Origin of the sequence: Pseudoalteromonas sp. SMS1, assembly GCF_021530565.1 — a bacterium.
In the GTDB taxonomy this organism is placed as follows: Bacteria; Pseudomonadota; Gammaproteobacteria; order Enterobacterales; family Alteromonadaceae; genus Pseudoalteromonas.
In genome coordinates this window covers 187,502-207,382 of the sequence record NZ_JAKGBI010000005.1, presented here as the reverse complement: position 1 = coordinate 207,382, position 19,881 = coordinate 187,502, and the positions used below count along the sequence as shown (strand labels likewise).

General features: G+C 44.0%; 14 protein-coding genes and 1 other RNA gene. 11 read left to right on the top strand and 4 right to left on the bottom strand.

Annotation, left to right across the window (positions count from 1 at the left end):
- Window positions 1-140: 140 nt before the first annotated feature.
- The 7 genes from rplM (at window position 141) to L1286_RS08305 (ending at window position 5,274) form a co-directional block, all read left to right on the top strand.
- Window positions 141-569: a 50S ribosomal protein L13 gene (gene rplM, locus L1286_RS08335; protein WP_235406438.1), complete on the top strand. Its 429-nt coding sequence runs from the start codon at window positions 141-143 to the stop codon at window positions 567-569.
- A gap of 8 nt (window positions 570-577) precedes the next feature.
- A complete protein-coding gene (rpsI, locus tag L1286_RS08330) occupies window positions 578-970 on the top strand; it encodes a 30S ribosomal protein S9 (RefSeq protein ID WP_235406539.1) in 393 nt (130 codons plus the stop codon).
- A 480-nt stretch (window positions 971-1,450) separates the two neighbouring features.
- Entirely contained in the window at window positions 1,451-2,041 is a 591-nt protein-coding gene (gene petA / locus L1286_RS08325) for a ubiquinol-cytochrome c reductase iron-sulfur subunit (RefSeq protein WP_235406437.1), read from the top strand.
- 101 nt (window positions 2,042-2,142) lie between these two features.
- Window positions 2,143-3,366 carry a cytochrome b N-terminal domain-containing protein gene (locus L1286_RS08320; protein WP_268832177.1) on the top strand — a complete coding sequence of 408 codons (1,224 nt, stop codon included), beginning with the start codon at window positions 2,143-2,145 and terminating at the stop codon, window positions 3,364-3,366.
- On the top strand, window positions 3,363-4,100 hold the full coding sequence (locus tag L1286_RS08315; RefSeq protein ID WP_235406436.1) for a cytochrome c1: 738 nt from the start codon (window positions 3,363-3,365) through the stop codon (window positions 4,098-4,100). The genes L1286_RS08320 and L1286_RS08315 overlap by 4 nt, the downstream gene beginning before the upstream one ends.
- Window positions 4,101-4,198: 98 nt before the next feature.
- Window positions 4,199-4,822, top strand: a complete 624-nt coding sequence (gene sspA / locus L1286_RS08310) for a stringent starvation protein SspA (RefSeq protein ID WP_235406435.1) — start codon at window positions 4,199-4,201, stop codon at window positions 4,820-4,822.
- On the top strand, window positions 4,822-5,274 hold the full coding sequence (locus tag L1286_RS08305) for a ClpXP protease specificity-enhancing factor (RefSeq protein ID WP_235406434.1): 453 nt from the start codon (window positions 4,822-4,824) through the stop codon (window positions 5,272-5,274). The genes sspA and L1286_RS08305 overlap by 1 nt, the downstream gene beginning before the upstream one ends.
- A gap of 51 nt (window positions 5,275-5,325) precedes the next feature.
- On the opposite strand, the gene dolP is transcribed toward L1286_RS08305, so the two are convergent.
- From dolP to L1286_RS08285, 4 genes are read right to left on the bottom strand one after another with little or no spacing between them, the layout of a single operon-like run.
- Window positions 5,326-5,892 (bottom strand): division/outer membrane stress-associated lipid-binding lipoprotein, encoded by a 567-nt coding sequence (gene dolP / locus L1286_RS08300; RefSeq protein ID WP_235406433.1) that lies wholly within the window; start codon window positions 5,890-5,892, stop codon window positions 5,326-5,328.
- Between the two features lies 1 nt (window position 5,893).
- The gene (locus tag L1286_RS08295) at window positions 5,894-6,478 is read right to left on the bottom strand and encodes an SIS domain-containing protein (protein WP_235406432.1); all 585 of its coding nucleotides are present in this window, start codon (window positions 6,476-6,478) and stop codon (window positions 5,894-5,896) included.
- Window position 6,479: 1 nt separating this feature from the next.
- The gene (locus L1286_RS08290) at window positions 6,480-6,845 is read right to left on the bottom strand and encodes a YraN family protein (protein ID WP_235406431.1); all 366 of its coding nucleotides are present in this window, start codon (window positions 6,843-6,845) and stop codon (window positions 6,480-6,482) included.
- A 47-nt stretch (window positions 6,846-6,892) separates the two neighbouring features.
- Window positions 6,893-8,767: a penicillin-binding protein activator gene (locus tag L1286_RS08285; protein ID WP_235406430.1), complete on the bottom strand. Its 1,875-nt coding sequence runs from the start codon at window positions 8,765-8,767 to the stop codon at window positions 6,893-6,895.
- Window positions 8,768-8,829: 62 nt separating this feature from the next.
- Here L1286_RS08285 and rsmI point away from each other — a divergent pair, with 62 nt between their 5' ends.
- The 4 genes from rsmI to L1286_RS08265 all read left to right on the top strand — a co-directional run bounded on the left by rsmI (window position 8,830) and on the right by L1286_RS08265 (window position 19,852).
- Window positions 8,830-9,690 carry a 16S rRNA (cytidine(1402)-2'-O)-methyltransferase gene (gene rsmI, locus L1286_RS08280; RefSeq protein ID WP_235406429.1) on the top strand — a complete coding sequence of 287 codons (861 nt, stop codon included), beginning with the start codon at window positions 8,830-8,832 and terminating at the stop codon, window positions 9,688-9,690.
- Between the two features lie 46 nt (window positions 9,691-9,736).
- An RNA gene (gene rnpB, locus L1286_RS08275) (RNase P RNA component class A) lies at window positions 9,737-10,097 on the top strand.
- A gap of 363 nt (window positions 10,098-10,460) precedes the next feature.
- Window positions 10,461-17,630, top strand: coding sequence for a LamG-like jellyroll fold domain-containing protein (locus L1286_RS08270; RefSeq protein WP_235406428.1), 7,170 nt, complete (start codon window positions 10,461-10,463; stop codon window positions 17,628-17,630).
- Window positions 17,631-18,184: 554 nt separating this feature from the next.
- Complete coding sequence (locus tag L1286_RS08265) at window positions 18,185-19,852, top strand: alkaline phosphatase (protein ID WP_235406427.1); 1,668 nt, start codon at window positions 18,185-18,187, stop codon at window positions 19,850-19,852.
- Window positions 19,853-19,881: the final 29 nt, after the last annotated feature.

The following is a 19,881-nucleotide window of genomic DNA, read 5'->3' as shown; positions in this document are numbered from 1 at the left end:
TGCGTTCTATAGCCCTCGTCGGCTTAGCCACCGACTTGAGCGGCAAAAAAGTCTTAAACTCGAAGGGGTTGAAGCACCATTAGTAGAGCGGTAGTCCTCTGACTACCTGTGGTTTTAACTGAAAACTTTGGATTTTATAAATGAAAACGTTTGTTGCTAAACCAGAAACTGTAAAACGTGACTGGTACGTAGTTGACGCTGAAGGTAAAACTTTAGGTCGTATTGCTACTGAAATCGCTCGTCGCCTTCGCGGTAAGCACAAGGCTGAGTACACTCCACATGTTGACACTGGTGATTACATCATCGTTATCAACGCTGAGAAAGTTACTGTAACTGGTAACAAAGCTCAGGACAAAATGTATTACGCTCACTCTGGTTACCCAGGTGGTCTTAAGTCTGTTAACTTCGAGAAGCTTCAAGCTAAAAAGCCTGAAATGATCATCGAAAAAGCAGTTAAAGGCATGTTACCTCGCGGTCCTCTAGGTCGTGAAATGTTCCGTAAACTTAAAGTTTACGCTGGTAACGAGCACAACCATGCGGCACAACAGCCTCAGGTTCTAGACATTTAAGGAGCACTATCATGGCAAATCAATACTACGGTACAGGTCGTCGTAAAAGTTCAAGTGCTCGCGTATTCTTACGCCCAGGCACTGGCAACATCGTAATTAATCAACGTTCTATCGAAGAATACTTCGGTCGTGAAACTTCTCGTATGGTTGTTCGTCAGCCATTAGAGCTAGTTGAACTAACTGAGAAGTTTGATCTATACATCACTGTTGCAGGTGGTGGTATGACTGGTCAAGCTGGCGCAATCCGCCACGGTATCACTCGTGCACTTATGGAGTTTGACGAGTCACTACGTCCAGCTCTACGTAAAGCTGGCTTCGTTACTCGTGACGCTCGTCGCGTTGAACGTAAGAAAGTTGGTCTTAAGAAAGCACGTAAGAAGACACAGTTCTCAAAACGTTAATTTATTACGTTTCAGAATTTGCAAAAACCCAGCCTTGTGCTGGGTTTTTTCTTTTCAAGAACGGCTCACCTTTAAACTGTCTATTAACCGCATTTTTGATCCTTCAATATAATGAACTTTCAAAAAATTCTAAAAGTTAGAGCTTTTGAACGTTTAACCATCAAATTCTTTGCTACACTTGCATGGCAAGTAAATTATTCACGATTTGAACTGATTAAATATCTGTCGATATAGGCAGAGGTTGATCTTGGTCAGGGAATCGTTGAGTAAGACGTCATATCATAACCTGTCGTTTCTAATTTTGGCTGTTATTTGAAGTAATTATTACTTTGATAGCACCTAAAATAGAATAGTAATAACCCTGTTACATATAGGGGTTTTACTTATGATCGCGTCTATTTTGAAATATCTTAAAATTAACCTGCTGTAACTGATGTTCTCAATATAGCAAGTGTTGAGGATCATAGTGGAGATAAGTGGATGAGCAATGCGCCTGTAGACAACAGCCGACGTCGCTTTTTAACTATCGCTACCTCTGTTGTAGGTGGCGTTGGTGCGGTTGGAGCTGCTGTTCCTTTTATTGCGTCTTGGAATCCAAGTGAGCGTGCTAAATCTGCAGGGGCTCCTGTAGAAGTGGACATTAGCAAACTTGAGCCTGGACAATTAATTCGTGTTGAGTGGCGAGGGAAACCTGTATGGGTTATCTATCGCACACCAAAAATGCTAGAACAAATGAAACAACACGAAGGTCAACTTCGTGACCCTAATTCCGATGAGGCTCAACAGCTTAACTCGGCAAAAAATACTTATCGTTCTCAGCGAGAGGAAATATTCGTTGCGGTTGGTATTTGTACCCACTTGGGTTGTTCTCCAACATTTATGAATGGTGGATTTGGCGAAAAAGTAGAGGGCACTGCAGATGGTTTCTTCTGTCCGTGTCACGGTTCTAAGTTTGATATGGCTGGGCGAGTTTTCCAAAATGTGCCTGCACCTTTGAACCTAGAGATACCGCCATACACCTTCCTAGATGACACTACTATCTTAGTGGGTGAAGAAGAAGAGGTGGCGTAATGACTGATAAATACGAAGAACAATCGGCTGGTGTTGATACAACGGCAAAATCAGGGGGTATTGTGAGTTCAGTGGTTAACTGGATTGATGACCGAATTCCAATGACGCGCGTCTGGAATATGCACATCGCACAGTACCCAGCACCCAAAAACTTTAACTTTTGGTATCTTTTTGGCTCTTTGGCTATTCTGGTATTGGTTAACCAAATTGTGACGGGAATTTGGTTAACGATGAACTTTGTTCCCTCTGCAGAAGGCGCATTCGCCTCTGTGGAATACATCATGCGTGATGTTGAATATGGCTGGTTATTGCGATATCTCCACTCCACAGGTGCATCGGCCTTTTTTGTTGTCGTTTATTTGCATATGTTCCGCGGGATGATTTACGGCTCTTACCAGAAACCAAGGGAGCTTCTTTGGTTGTTTGGGATGCTGATCTTCCTTGCTCTGATGGCTGAAGCCTTTATGGGTTATTTGTTACCTTGGGGTCAAATGTCATTTTGGGGTGCACAGGTCATTATCTCGTTATTCGGTGCGATACCCGTGATCGGCGAAGATTTAACGCTTTGGATCCGCGGTGACTATGTTATTTCAGGTGCAACTCTGAACCGTTTCTTTGCGTTACATGTCATTGCGCTGCCACTCGTGTTGGTTATTCTAGTTTTCTTGCACATTGTAGCTTTGCACGAAGTTGGTTCAAATAACCCTGACGGTATTGAAGTTAAGCGAAAGAAAGGCTCTGTGGCTGATGAAGATAAGCCTAAATTTAAATTCCATGAATACTACACCAATAAGAAAGATGTGATAGACGCTATCCCATTCCATCCCTATTACACTGTTAAAGATGTTTTGGGTGTCGCAGGCTTTTTGATTTTATTCTGCTGGGTTGTGTTTTTTATGCCTGAAATGAATGGTTTCTTCTTGGAAGCGCCAAACTTTGAAGCTGCAAACCCGCTGAAAACCCCTGAGCATATTTTCCCTGTTTGGTATTTTACACCTTTCTATGCGATTTTACGTGCTATTCCTGATAAACTAGCAGGCGTAGTGGCGATGGGCGCTTCGATTGTCGTGTTGGCACTGTTACCATGGCTAGACCGAGGAAAAGTTCGCTCAATTCGTTATCGCAGCATTTGGCACAAATTGAATATAGCGCAGTTTGTTGTGACCTTCTTAATCTTAGGGTGGGCAGGTGCAACACCACAGACGGTATTCTCGACGATTTTGTCTCAGATCTGTACTGTGACATATTTCATGTTCTTCGTATTACTGTATGTGTATTCAAAGAATGAAGTGACTAAGCCACTACCAACGAGGTTGACGAAATGATGAAAAAGCTATTGATCGGTTTATTCGCATTACTGCCAACCTTGACAATGGCAGCAGGTCCAACAGTGCCTTTGATGGACGCTAACATTGACCTGAGGGACAATGCATCTTTGCAAAGAGGTGCCAAGTTGTTTATGAATTACTGCTTGGGTTGCCATCAGATGCAATATCAGCGTTACGAGCGCACTTTTCGTGACATTGGTATTCCTGTTGACATTGGCAAAGAGACATTAATCTTTGATGATTCTAAAGTGGGTTCGCATATCCTTAACGCAATGTCGAAGGAAGATGCTGCGAAGTGGTTTGGTGCAGCGCCTCCAGACTTAACGTTAATATCTCGCGTTAAATCGCCGGATTATATCTACACCTACTTAAAATCATTTTACAAAGATGACTCTCGCCCATTTGGTGTAAACAATGTTGTATTTCCACTTGTGGGGATGCCACACGTTCTTCAGGAATTACAGGGCTTACCAACCCCAATCACTGAGGAAGTGGTTGAAAATGGTAACACTGTAACCAAGATTGTGGGTGTTGAAACAGACGGCTCCGGTGAGATGAGTGATGATGAATATGACCAAGCAGCAAGGGATCTCACTAACTTTTTAGCTTATGTGGGTGAACCTTCGCGATTAGAATCTGAGGCAATAGGTATCAAAGTGCTCGGATTCTTGGTAATCTTCTTCATCTTAGCTTTCTTATTGAAGAAAGAGTACTGGAGAGACGTTCATTAAGTTGAACACTCAATGGTGATTATAGGTAATAGGGGCGCATGCCCCTATTGCTGTTTAAAGTGATTTGATTACTTTGTGATTATTTTATGGAGGTAGGCATGGCCGTAGCTGCCAACAAGCGCCCAGTTATGACTCTTTTTTCTGGTGCAAACTGTATGTATAGCCATCAGGTACGTATCGTTTTAGCAGAAAAAGGTGTAAGTGTTGATATTCATCTGGCTGAAAAGGATAACTTGCCAGAAGCGTTACACGAGATTAACCCATATGGTACTGTACCAACCCTGATCGATCGTGAGCTAGGTTTGTATCAAGCAAATATCATTATGGAATATTTGGATGAGCGTTTTCCGCATCCACCGTTAATGCCAGTATATCCAGTAATGCGTGGCCGCAGTCGCTTGATGATGCACCGCATTGAAAGTGATTGGTACAGCCTTGCAGATAAAATTATGACTGGAAACGATGCTGAAAGTGCTCGCAAAGAGTTAACTGAAGCATTGCTTGCTGTAGCGCCTATCTTTGGTGAAGCGCCATACTTTATGAGTGAAGAGTTTAGTTTAGTTGATTGCTTTATGGCACCACTATTATGGCGTCTTCCTCAGTTAGGTATTGAACTAAATGGCAGTGGCGCAGGTGAGTTGAAAGATTATATGCTGCGTTTATTTGAACGCGAATCTTTCCAAGCATCTTTGACAGACATTGAGCGCGAGATCCGCAGCTAATGACTTCTAATCGACCTTATTTACTTAGGGCGTTTTACGACTGGATTGTGGATAATCAATGCACACCGCATATTGTGGTGAATGCAAATTATCCGCAAGTCCAAGTGCCAGTGCAGTTTGTTCAAGATGGACAAATTGTCCTTAATGTCAGTCCCGGTGCTGCAAATAGCTTCACGATGGACAACGACGCACTCAGCTTTAACGCTCGCTTCTCAGGTCAACCCATGCAGGTATTTGTGCCTGTGGGCGCTGTACTTGCTATTTATGCAAGGGAAAATGGCGAAGGCACAATCTTCTCAGACGCAAACGCTGAAGAAGAGTATGTCCAAGACATTGAAGAGCCTGAAGCTCATCAAACGAGTGAAGAGGAACCTATACCTTCTCAGTCACCCGAGACGAGCTCAAGTGAAGATAAGCCTAAAAAGGGCGCGCACTTACGCGTAATAAAATAATTAAAAAAACCTGCAATTGCAGGTTTTTTCTTTTCAATCACCATTGGTGTGTTAAAGGTATTCAAACGCTTTGATTACTTTTTCTACTCCATGGATATTGCGCGCGATATCAACGGCTCTGTCAGCCTCGTCTTTGTCAACCATCCCCATCAGAAAGACTTCCGCATTCTCAGTAATAACCTTGATATTACTGCCATTCACGTTATCGTTAGCGAGTAATTGTGTCTTTACTTTAGATGTCAGCCAAGTATCGTGAGTTTGAGTTGAAAGACCGATGTTGCTGCCAATCCTAACCTGATTCAATAAACGTTTTACGCCAAATACCTTATTCACCGCCCTCGTTGCTTCTTCGCGCATGTCGGCATTGGCAACTTGTCCAGTGAGCAACACGATGCCATTAACACTGACAACATTGATGTTTGCATATTTTGCTAGGCGTGGAATTTGTTTCAGTGCAAGTGTGGCTTTTATTTCAATGCTATTGTCGTCTATTTGAGAGCCGATAGAGCGTCTATCGTTCGCTGCGGAGACGGCTCCAGCGGTGCCAGCGACGACTGCAACGGCGCAGCCCTGAATGAAAACAATAACAGAAAGTAACAAGATGGCTCTAAAATACATACTAATCATCCTGAGGGAAAAGAATATTATCAATAAGCTGACTAAGGCAGTGTACAGTAAATAGGTGTGATTCAAGAATACGACTTGCACGTTTACTGGGCATGCGGATCTCGACATCATTAGGGCCTAGCAGACCCGTTAACTCACCGCCATCATTACCTGTTAAAGCGATGACTTTCAGGTCTTTTGTCAGTGCTGATTCAACGGCGCTAATGACCTCTTTTTCGTTACCATTGACCGCTATAGCAAACAGTAAGTCACCTTCTTGTGCGACCGCCCTAATTTGTCTGGCGAATAGCTCATGATGCGTGCTAGGCGCCTGACCACTTAAATTAATGTTAGATTGGCTGAGCGTCATCGCTGGCAAGCATGGTCGCTCTGTTTCATAGAAATTGATGAGTAAACTTGCAAAATGCTCAGCGAGCATGTGACTACTGGGCACGCCACAGCATATTAATTTATTACCATTAATAAGTGTTTGTGATATCACATAGGCGGCGGTTTCCAGTTGCTCAGCAACGGCTTCTCCAGCAGCGATTTGTGCTTGTATGCTCTCGGTAAAGATGGCTTTGATAGATTCTTGCATATTAAAAAACGTTCTTTATCCATTGTATCGCGTGGGGGCTATGCCCCTGTATTGCAACAAAGTCTACGCGTAGAGCACGATTATGCAAGGCAAAATCTTGCGTGTATTGATAAATACTGCGTCTCAGGCATTGTTGCTTTTTATTCGATAGTGCATTAACTGCGCCGCCATAAGCTGCGCCTTTGCGGTATTTTACTTCTACAAATACCCAAGTGTCGGCATCCATCATGATCAGGTCTATCTCACCAAATCGACACAAATAATTACGTGTTATTGGCTTAAGACCCTGTTTTACCAAATATTGTTCCGCAATTATTTCAAAATGCTGCCCTTTCTCTCGTGTATTGCTAAAAAGTCCTTTTAACATCGATGTATCCTTTTACGGCATTTATATCTTGCGATAGTTGTGAACGCTCACTCCGTGTGTTGCATAAATAGCGGCATAGGTGGGCGTTCGTCTAAGCTCACAAGTCTGATTTTATTTTTATGATATTGTGCCCAAATAAGCTTTCTGTGAATTTGATTTGCTTCTTTAATACTCAGCGCACCGGTTAGTCCTTCAAACTCTTTACCAGGTATCCGATTGAGCTGTTTGAGTTCAGGGATCAGATTAAGTGCATCGTAGGCCATCGCAAATAGTCGTTGCTCTATGTCGGCTTGCTCAGGCCAGAGCCTAGCGTAAGTTTCACGTAAATTTCGTTCATTCACTGCATCAGGCAACATCCAAGGCAGCTCTGTAAAGTATAAGCCCTCAAGATCGCCTTTGTCGGTTTTGTCAATTTGCTTACTGTAGCTACGTGAACTTGCATAAAGTGGAATACGCTCAGAGAATGTACTCACATTGACGTCCAAGTAAGGCTTAAGCAGCCGTGTTTCGATTGCATCGCCCAATATATATATTGCATCCAAATCTCTTCTTGAGCGAGTCTCACTTTCTACTTCACTGCGGAACAGGCTGCGTATCTCTTTTATCCGCGTTTTCGAACTGTCCACTTCTAATAGCTGCCTGATCACCTCGACCATATCTTCACTGTTGGAATAAAATCCAACTTCTGGGTCGGTTTCGCTAAATGTTTGCCACTGTTTATCGAAATGAGCAATCAAGCGTTTCCCTGCGGGCGTATCCGGTGCCAATAGCATGGGTTTCTGATAGCCTTTTGCTAAAAAGTGTACCATGGCTTGCTCCACTTCATGCTCCGGGTTAAGCGCAAAGTAGAAGTGTTCTGTGTGCACCTGCGCAGCGTCAGAGGCGTCAATCTCGTTGAGGAATATTGCTGGAGAGTTAGCCACAAAACTGCTGCTTTTAACTTTGACGACATTGGGTTTTAGCAACGGGCCGATAATAAAGTCGGCTTGGACCGTTTGTAGGCTTTTTTCGATTAAATCAAGGCTGTCCATCTCATCAATGAAATATATCTCAGAGATTTTACTTCTATCCATTGCTGCGAGAAAACCGTTCTTCAGCGCAGCTCCCAGACGCTCACTACTGCCAGACTGTGGCAGTAATATTGCCAATTTTTTCGCATCATACGGGGCGAAATTAATATCAGACTTTACCTCTGTAGGAATGATAAAGCTGCCTGGGTGGTTTTTATAACGGCGTTGCCAGTTGTTCATGGCCTGATGCAGTTGCACGGTTGAGCCGAGGTAGACTTGGTGATATTTGGCCAGTTTCACCCAACCTTGTTGAATGACAGAGCCGCGGTCGAATCGTTCTAGTGCATAAGAGGAAAGTTGCTGTAAAGCGCCCCAAATTTCAGCGTCAAGACCCGCAATATCAAGCTTGTTTTGCTGGGCGATATCGGCACTTTGAAAATAATGTACCAGTGCTTTTTTGGGCAGTTTTTGCGAAGCAAAAATACTGCCTTTTAGATATTGATGCCATGCCTTGTGTTCGGGCAGTCTCAATCTTTCATTGACACTTCTGAGAATTTCATGGGCGCTTTCATATTTCCTTAATTCTTTGCGGGCTAAGGCGACATACAGTTTGTTTTGAACATGATCCACGCTCGCTTTTGATTCAAGCTCGACACACGCTTGTTCAAGCACTTGCCAATTTTGTTCCTTAATTGCCGCTTCTCGGGCGTTATAAAGGAGCTGAATGCGTGATGCACCCTGTTTACTTAGGGCCTTTGCAAAAAGTCCCTGAGCGTCCAGTTGTTGTACAACGGGTGGTGTATTCGCCTCGGTTTGCGTGCTTACCGATTGTTGTGTGCTATTAGGGGTTGTGCCACAGGCAGATAACCCCGACAATATGGCCATAATTAGACTTATTTTTTTCAGTTGCACGCGTATACCTTCACTTATCGCTTTGTATGTGAATATCTTACTGACTGATCTTGGAGAGCTCAATGACAAAAGCCGAAACCTCAAACAAAATTGGCACCCTTTATATCGTGGCGACGCCCATTGGTAATCTAGAAGACATCAGTGAACGGGCGCTGAAAACGTTGGCAGACGTTGACTTAATTGCTGCCGAAGACACACGCCATACGGGTAAGTTACTCAGTCACTTTAATATTAAAGCAAAAACCTTTGCGCTGCATGATCATAATGAAAAACAAAAAGCACAACAGATCGTAGAGTGGTTAAACGAAGGGAAGGACATCGCATTGGTATCGGATGCTGGCACGCCCCTGATCAGCGACCCTGGGTATGCTGTGGTGAACTTATGTCGTGAGTTGGGGGCCCATGTGACGCCTATACCTGGCGCATGTGCCGCCATCGCGGCTGTTAGCTGCTCAGGGCTGCCGACAGATAAATTTCAGTTTTTAGGTTTTACGCCAGCAAAAAGCCAAGCACGGCAGCAATTTTTTGTCTCTGCACATGAGTCGGGGATAACCAGTATTATCTACGAGAGTACACATCGAATCATGGCCAGCTTGAATGACTTATCCGATGCTTTGGGTGCACAGCAACCGGTTGTTTTTGCCAAGGAGCTGACAAAAACGTATGAGACTTTCTTCAGCGGCTCAGTAAGTGAGTTAATCACTTTCTTGTTAGATGAGCCGGAGCGTCAACGCGGAGAGTTGGTTTTGATGCTGCCAGGTAAAGGGAAAGAAACCGCTGCTATCACGCCTGAAGCGCAGAAACTCATCACGATATTGGAAGCAGACATGCCGCTGAAAAAGGCATGTGGTGTGGCTGCAGAGTACTTTGGCCTAAAGAAGAATGCTTTATATAAAGCAATAATCGCACAAAGAGAAGAATAGCAAAAAATCCGCTGTGCTTTAGGCTAGAAACAGGTATAATGCGCGGCGAGTTGGCCGGATAATCGCTGCTTGTGACGAAAATGATCAAGGGGAGGAAAGTCCGGGCTCCACAGGGCAGGGTGCCAGCTAACGGCTGGGGGGTGAAAGCCCACGACAAGTGCAGCAGAGAGGAGACCGCCAACTTCGGTTGGTAAGGGTGAAAGGGTGCGGTAAGAGCGCACCGGGCCGCTGGTAACAGTCGGTTGCAAGGTAAACTCCACCCGGAGCAAGACCAAATAGGGTTCCTTATGGTGTGGCCCACATCGGAACCGGGTAGGTTGCTTGAGCCTAAGAGCGATTTTAGGCCTAGACGAATGATTATCACCTCGCAAGAGGGACAGAACCCGGCTTACAGGCTGACTCACACATTTTAGTAGCCGCTTGAACTTTCAAGCGGCTTTCTAATTCTTACCTTACTGAATTTTGAGCTGTGGCGCACAACCGTGCTCTAAATCGCTTTTGAAATGACACGTGTTAAACCATTCGACACCAGGTGTTCATCGTTGCTGGTGTGCTTACCGCGTTACTATTGTCAAACGCCTATATGCTTAGGTGCACTACATCATTATTAGGACAATACGCACTGAGTTCTTCAGTGTATTGGAGTGTTGTGATATCTAGAATAATGATGTTTCAAACATGTTTTAATTCGCTCCATATTTTTGGCACATTTGCATGTCATAAACCCTAAATTGAACTGTATCAGTCAATTAATAGGGGGTATTAAGATTATGATGCGGACCAAGCTGTGCTTTGCATTACTGACTTTGGGGGTGAGCGCTCCTAATTTTGCTCAGGCAGTCATTGCACCTTTAACAATTCATGTTGATGAAAATACAAAATCGAACACCACCATTGGCAAAGTAAGTTTTGTTGATGGCGTATCAGATAAAACGGTGCGTTTAGAAGTCGGTAAAACGGACATCAAAAACTGGGTAACAAATGGTGAAGCGTTTGAGCCCGTTTCATTTTCATCGTCCTTCACCCAAGCACCGATTGTTTTTGGTCAGATCCAATCCAATAGTGATTACACCGTAGAGTATGAGGTCAATACCTATTCATATGCTGGCTTAACGAGCAAAAACAATAATAGATTGTTGATGCGCCATCGTTTAGACAATGTCAGTGCGCAAGGGTTTGAGGCCGTACTTGAGTCGGAGCTCGATAAAAAAGGTACTAGTGTTATCCAAAGCTTTACCAACACTGGCGAGGGCGAAACGCTTGGTTGGATAGCATTTGCTGAGCCCATCTCTGCACTTTGGAACAACAAACCATTTGAAGTTTCGAGCACGGGCACAGTGGTGACGCATCAAGTGCATGGTCACGCATTTAGTGCGCCGATCACAGAAACCCCAACGATTTTAGCCTCCTTAGCGTCCTACAATGGCACATCTCAAAGTGGTGTGGCGATTGATGAAATCTCAGCAAAGCGTGTAAAAGTGCACGTTGATAACATTGATGATGACGCCCATATGGCTGAAAACATCAATGTGTTTGCACTGCAAGGCTCAGGCTTATTATTTACTGAGAGTTTTGCAGTTGTGGGTGAAACGGGCGTCATTAAAGTCTCTGATTCAGGCAGTGATGCGCCATTTTCTATCACTTTTTCTAAATCTTATAACAACCCAGTTGTATTTGTTCAAGCGGTCGGGATCGACAAAGACATCGTTGATGCGGCGGTACGATTCAATTTCGTTGCGCCTATGATGCTGCTGGGGTATTTGCATGGCGATAATGAAAGTGTGGTACCAAATCGCTTTGGTGAGTTTGAACTGCATTATCAAATCTTTGAGGCTGGTCGTTGGGATATACCATTAGAACATTATAGCTATGAAATCGTGTCCGGAAATGACGCGGGTGTGTTCTCAATTGATACAATCAAAGGTGACATTAAAGTTGCGGACCAAACACAATTAGACTTTGAGTTGGGCAATAATCAGTATGTATTAACGGTTCGCGTGAAAGATGGGGCAGGCAATACGTATGATTCGACAGTTACTATTAACGTAAACGACATTAATGACTCCCTGAACAACAATGCACAATCCATCGATGGCTTGGAAGCCGCTGATTGGACAGGTTGGGCTGTTGCACCAGCAGGGGATGTGAACGGCGACGGTTTTGACGATATTATCGTCGGCTCGCCTCAAGCAGATGTACGCCGTAATGATGGCTCTCTGATATTGGAAGACAATGGTGCTGCGTATGTGCTCTTCAGCGATGAAACTGGCACATTCCCGTCGTTAACGGAGGTGAGGGAAGGCACGCAAGGTTTTGGGATCATGGGAGCTGCATCTGGTGATAACGCAGGTTTTGCGGTTGCAGGTGGCGTTGATATCAATGGTGACGGTTTGTCAGACGTTGTGGTCGGTGCACCTTATGCAGGTACAAATGGTGAGAACTCAGGGTCAACCTACGTTGTCTTTGGTAAAACAGACACCAATTATGTGCCACTGTCTGATATGAACGAGGGAGGCAGTGATGACGGGTTTGCTATTCATGGTGCTTACACTGAAGACTATGCTGGTGGTACGTTAGTTGTCGGCGATGTGAATGGTGACGGCCTTGGTGATATTGTTATCGGCGAAACGGTTACGCGTTTTTTAGCTGGGACTGGTTCATTTGAATTAAGGGACTTGCTAGAAGATGGCACAGCAGACCCGAACTTAGCCTATGTTGTTTACGGTAAAAAAGACAATAACGTGGTTCAGTTAGCCAATGTTGCGACAGACTACAACACGCAAGGTTTTGCGATCACTCGCCCAAGCAGAAGGTTATTCAGTGGCTGGCACTACGGTGCGCAAGTATTACCAACCGGTGATTTTAACAGTGACGGCTTAACGGATTTTATCGTGAGCCACGGTTTATATGTTGATACGTCTGGTACCAGTTATGTGACGTATGGCCGTATCGGTGGTGAATCAATTAAGTACAACAGCATCAAATCGAGTGGCAATGGCATTAAAATCATCCCTGAAGCCAGCGGTAACTATGGGTTTAACTTTGGCCGTGCAAGTTTAAATACACTGCCTTCATTTACCACCTCTCACGTTGGTGACGTGAATGCTGATGGTGTTGACGATATTGCGTTATTGCTCACTGATACAGGGTGTTGCGCTGCCATTGACCACCCGCGTGCGTATATCTTATTTGGTGGGGTAAATGTTGCCGATGAAATTAATTTAGCGGATGTTGCACAAGGCAACGGCGGTTTTGTTATTCATAACGATGCGTCCAATATTGCTCACAGTGACTTGCAGGTTATTTTGGGCTCCATAGGTGGGGCTGGCGACTTAAATGGTGATGGCTTTGACGACATCATTATTGGCGACCCGTTTGCAGAAGACAATAAAGGTCGTGTGTATGCCGTGTATGGGCGTGCAGGTACAGATCCTGTTTACCTAAGCGAAATCATTGAGACAAAACAAGGTTTTTATTCTGAAGGTAACGGTGGCGAGCAGTTAGGTCAGTTCATCGCCAGCGCCGGTGACATCAATGGCGATGGCATCAAAGATATTCAATTTGGTACGCCTTCTGCTGATAAAAACAATTTAAGCAACACGGGTGCTGTGTATGTATTAAACGGCGATGGTAATTTAGTGACACTTTGGGGCACTGTGGGTGATGATACAATCGCAGGTGCAGCAACGGCAGATAATATTGCAACTGGAACCGGTGATGATGTTATTCGCACCAATGGGGGATCTGATGCGGTGTATGCAGGTCCTGGTGAAGATACCGTTTATATTTCTGACAATACGTTTACCCGTATCGATGGGGGCGGTAATACCGATACGTTAATCTTTGAAGGTGCGGGCATTAACCTAAATCTCGCAGCGCAAGCATCTCGCGTTCGTAACGTTGAAGTGTTTGATATTCGAGGCTCAGGTGCAAACTCAATCACACTGAATAAAAGTGTCAGCAGCAACTCAAACTTGCGCATTTTAGGTGATGATGATGACTACATTGGTGCGGCGAACAACCAATGGGTTGATTCAGGCACAACGCAAGTTATCGATAATATCACTTATAAAGTGTTTACAGCAGGCGCTGCAACCATGTTAGTGCAAGACGGTGTGAGTATTGCCGTTAACAATGCGCCCACCATTGAAGCGCAATCTTTCACAGTGAGTGAAGCCTCTGCAAGCGGTACTGAGATTGGCACTATTTTGGCCGACCCGAATGATGTCGGCGACTTTGTTACTTTCCAAATCTTAAGTGGCAACACTGATGGTGACTTAGTATTAGATGCACAATCGGGTGTATTGAGCATCAGCCCAGACATTTCTCGATTAGACTATGAGAACACCGCAACGTATACCTTAGAAGTTATTGTTTATGACCAATACAATACAACGGATGTAGCAAACATTAACGTTGATGTATTAGACATGGAAGCCATGACAATTAGTTTTACAGGGGATGCAAGTGGTGAGGGCAGTTATTGGGGTAACAATACCGTGCTTGAATTATTGGGTATGAGTTCACCTGATTGGGCATCCACTGAAACTAAAATGACTTGGACGCTGCCTGATGAAGATACTGGCGCGGCAACATGGCCTGCATTTAGAGTACAGTCTGGTGGTAAAATTCATTATGTGGGTGGTCTTGATGTTTTTGGTGGTTGGGTTGAAGCGGATATTCCGCTTTCAATGGACTTAAAATACCCAGATGAAATTCAAGTGGGTCAACCGGTTAACTTAACCACACAATTTAAAGTGGACCCACATTCTAACTTTATGGCGTCTTCACCTGGTGTACAAATCTCAGCCGAGTTAATTGTTGAAGATTTCTTCATGAGCTTTGAGTCCGAAGTATTCCCAAATTTGAACGACACAACCAAAATTGACTATGGGTCATATGAGAAAAGTGTGGGCTCAGAGTCATCAGGGGTTTATGGTGACAACTGTGCCAATGCTTTAAATCGTGCCGATTGTTACAAGTTGGACGCGGGTGTGGAAGTTTACGATTTAACGCGTGAGCTGACGGATGACGAAATTGCTACGCTCATTGCAGAGCATCACTATGAGTTATCGCTAGCAACGACAATTGCGCATGCAAGACAAGTTAGTTCAAACCTCACGTTCGACACCAGTATGGTTAACGGCGACTATCTTGTAGATGTTGTTTATGCTCACCTTGGTGCGACCGATGGATTTGAAATCATCAGCACAGATCACTCAGATCCATTGGCATCGATCACCTCTTTTGTTCGCGCTGAAACGACAGACGAAGAGATTGCGCTGTATATCAAAAATCTAACCCGCGATACGTTAGCTGCTGATGTCGCAAACAGCGCCAGAAAAGCCATTGAGAAAGCGGTTAATTTAGAGGTAGATAAATTACGCTTCCTTGCGGGGCATGATTTAATAGATTGGGTGTCTGAAGAGGTTTATTGGGGTTCAAATTGGACCAAATGGCATGCCAAAGCGGGAATGGAAGCGGTTGAAGGCACTTCTGAGCAGTGTATTGATGATTTTTATGCCCCAGTGGGTGAAGATTTATATCGTAGTTATAAGTTCAGCACCTTAGATACTTTTGTGAGTATCACATTAGATTTATTTCAAGACTTTGAGTTGAATGTTGAGCCCTCAGCAATTTTAGTGCTAGAAGATGGCACAGAAATTTATTTTGACCCAGAAGATGACATTGTATTCACGCCAGAGCTAGCGCATGACGTTAATAACGATGGCATGATCGACGCGACATTAACAGTGGATGTTCAGTCTAAGTTTGTGAACAACAGTAAGATGAAAGCGTCGTATAAAATGCCATTTAAGTTCTTAGAGTTCTCATATAACGTGCAAGAAGCTGTGTGTACTGACGCGCAAGCTTACTTCATGGGCAAGCAAGGCATTCAGTACGAAAAAGGCTCATATGGTCCATTAATGGATAGCGAGTGGGTGTTTGAGTTCTCAGATACGGATTTTGGCGGTGAAACGGAAGTCACACTGGCTCAAAATTCGTATACAACGCACCTATCGTTTGACCTGTGTAATACTAACGGCGTGTGTGGCGAGCCGGTATTGTCATACAAAAATAATGCGCCGGTGGCATCGGATGTCACTGTAACGGGTGATTTTATTGGTAAGTCCGGTGTATCTGCGACTTATGTTTATTCAGATCCTGATGGCGACATTGAAGAGGCGACGCGTTTCCAATGGTATCGCTCTGCAACTGGTAATGATACCGATGCACAAGCCATTGACGGTGAGGTTTACCAATCATATACCTTGGCATTAGACGACATTGATAACTATGTAGCGTTTTGTGTCACCCCTTATGATGGCACAGACTTTGGTAATCCTGTGTGTTCTGAGTGGGCTTATGTAGAAAGTCCATTCCATAAAGATTTGTCTATCATGAATGGCTTCGGTCAATCTATTGTGTTTGATGGCACTGATCAGAGCATGGTTCAAACTATGGATGCGGGCTTTGATCCGAACAGTTCGTACACAATAGAAGCGTGGGTTAAAGTAAATGCATTGAACCCAGATGATAATTCAAACTTAATTACCTTCACACAAGGAGAAAGTACCTCAAAGGCTGCAATCAGAGTATTAACTGACGGCCGTTTACGTATCAAAGCAACCAACACCACGTTTAAATCGACAGAAACGATCACTGTTGGTCAATGGCAACACTATGCCATCAGCTATGATCAACCGACACAACAGTTATCTGTGTATTTAGATGGTAAATTGATCATCTCTGAAGTTGATGCTGCTGACTCAAGTAATGTGTATTTTGTGTGGGGGTCCGGCAATGATGGTGTAAGCAAGAAGTTAAATGGTCAACTTGATGAGATCCGTATTTGGAACCAAGCGCTATCGCAACAGACGATTGCGGCGCATCGTGCATTAAGTGCCTCGTTAACTGATTCAAGACTCGTGTCTTATTACAGCTTCGATACTGTGGTTAATGATCAGGTAGCAGATCTGGTGGGTCAAAGCACGATGACGCTGGTGAATAGCCCTGATATTGAAAAGCATGACACCTACTTAACACTTGATGGCAATGGAGATTATATCGAGATTGCTGATGCAAGTGACGGTTCGATAGACTTTGCTGGTGACAACTTTACAGCCTCGGCTTGGATTTATTTAGAGCCAGGATCCAATGGTACAAACCGCAATATTTTCGCGAAAAAAATCTCAGCGAACGCAGGTTACAAAGGCTGGAGCTTAAGCATTAACAGCTCAAATAATTTGCAGTATCACCATGACGCAGTTAATGATGGTAAAAAAACCTTCACAGCAGGCACGTTTAAAACGGGTCGTTGGTATCATGTTGCGGTAGTAGCTAACTGGGAAGGTGGCAAGATTAGGTTGTATGTGAATGGTAGCGAAGTTGGTGGAAATGGCAGTGGCTTAGGTAATAAACGTAACTTGAGCAACCATAAACCACTTCGTATAGGAGCATATAGCCATACCAATACGACCTCAAACACATTTAAAGGTCACATTGACGATGTCGCGATATGGACGCGCGCTTTGTCTGAGGATGAGCTCAATGTGTGTAAAGATGACATGGTGTTGGGCTGTGAACAAGACCTATTAATCTATTATGACTTCGAACAGGAAGCCCATAAAAACAAGGCCATTGATAGATACAACGGCTCTATTGTAGGTGCCGCCGAAGTGGAGCATGGTTTTGATGTGACATTTACGACGACTGAGTATACATCTTTTGTAGGTAAGCTACCTGGTGGTACAGGCGTTACATTTGGGCTTGCAGATGCGCCGGTTTACGGAGAGGTGGTCATCAATGAGTATTCTGGCGAATTTACCTATACACCAAATGGCAGTGCTAACGGTGCCAGCGATTCGTTTAGCTATGTCGTTTACGACAACAACGAGGGGTATAGTCTCAAGCAGATTGTTACCATTGAGTTTGAATAAGCTTATTCCTGCATAAAAAGTTTAAAGCCGCGATACCACAAGGTGTCGTGGCTTTTATCTAGTTCAAGCACGTGAGGTTTTAAACTGCTTGGCTGTGTACTTTTAGTCACGAGTCGATCTTTTATGGAGATCGCTAACACCCTATTTATATGCCATTCGGCACTTACTCGATGCTTTACATGCTTAGTGTGTTTTATGGTATGCACAATATAAGTTTGACCTTATATTAAATCGCATGTGCACGTTATCATTGAAAACGACTCTTATTAAAATGAGATACGCGGACTGTTATGAATGAGCGTAATCCATACCGATTAACATGGCCCCAGTTTATTAAGCAGTATTCACTCGATGCGATGTAAATTTAATTGATATGCTGGTGGCAATCAGCGCGAGTACAAAAGGCCATACAACTTATGTAATATAATTCCTTTTAATACAATAATGTAAGAATAAAAATGTAACCACCATGCAATGTTCCTGAAATAAAAAAGTCATTTTTTGTACGTACACTTGCGCGTGCTCACAATTGATTACGTTTTAGGAACATTCAAATGAAAATTAAATTTCTTGCGCTCGCAGTATCTGCCGCTTTGCTCTCCGGTTGCAACGATGACGACACACAAACCGTCGAAGTCATTAAAGAAGTTGAAGTAGTAAAAGAGGTCGTGAAAGAAGTACCTCCAACGCCAGTCACTTCGGTGAAGAATGTGATTTTGATGATTGGTGATGGTATGGGACCTCAGCAAGTTGGTTTACTTGAAGAGTATGCGCAACGTGCACCAAACTCAGTATATAAAGATAAAAACAACCAAACTGCACTATCAAAGTTCGCGAATGCGGGCCATTTAGGATTGTCATTGAATGCCCCTCATGGTCCGTCTGGTAGCCTAGTAACAGACTCGGCTTGTTCTGCGACTCAGCTAGCGACGGGTATTTCCGCTGGTTCTGAAATGATCGGGCTCGATACTCAGGGTAACAAAGTTGCGACTATTCTAGAGAAAGCTAAAGCGATGGGTAAGGCGACCGGTTTAGTATCGGATACGCGTATCACTCACGCAACCCCAGCGGCGTTTGCATCACACCAGCCGCACCGTTCTTATGAGGATAAAATTGCCGCTGAATTAATTTCTTCAGGAAATGTCGATGTGATGTTATCTGGGGGCGCACGTGTCTTTTTACCACAAGATGTTGCGTCCAATGAATCGGTACAGCAGGAACTTGCAGCGCTTGGTATGCCAAGTAGCGTCTATAAAAAATCTAAGCGTAGCGATAACGACAACCTAGTGTTAGAAGCTAAGGATCAGCATGGTTATGCATTGGCGTTTGATAAAGCACAGTTGATGGATGTTGAAGGTGACAAATTACTCGGTTTGTTCGCTAATTCTGGTATGGACGATGGCATTGCGTACAGAAAGTGCCAGCAAGACGATAGTTGTACACAACCTTCACTAAAAGAAATGACCGTCAAAGCCTTGGATATCCTAGCGAAAGATGAGGATGGTTTCTTTTTGATGATTGAAGGTGGTCAAATTGATTGGGCTGGACATGCAAATGATGCCGGCTGGATGCTAAACGAATTGCTTAAGTTTGATGAAGCCGTTGAAGCTGTCCATGAGTGGGTGAAAGATCGCAATGATACTTTGGTTGTCGTGACTGCTGATCACGAAACTGGCAGCTTTGGTTTCAGCTACTCAAACCATAACACGCCAGAGGCAGTGGCGCTGCCTGGTAATGGTATGGGTGATTCACTGTATAAACCAAAATTTAACTTTGGTGCGTTAAGTCTACTCGATACGCTGTACAATCAAGAAGGTACGTTCTACGACATCATGGGTGATGTAGATGGCAGTTACAACTTTGCCAATAGTAGCGCAGAGCAGTGGCAAACGGCCATTACCAAGCATACGCCATATACAGTAACGCTTGAGCAAGCCGCTACAATTCATGAGTCTCATGAAACAAATGACGATGGTCACCCTTTACCGCACTTTGAAGACTTTTCTGATTTCTATGTCTACGGCACAGAAGATTTTACAGGTAAGATTGCGCGCGTTGTTGCGACGCAACAAAATGTGGTTTGGGGAACGGGTACCCATACAGCGGCGCCAGTACCAGTGTATGCATTCGGTCCAGAAGGCGTAACAAAACAATTCTCGACGTTGCAACACCACGTAGACATTGCTAACAAGATGATGGCTGCATTGGGTGTTAACGAGTAACTAGAAGCTGTTCAATCCAAACAACCAAA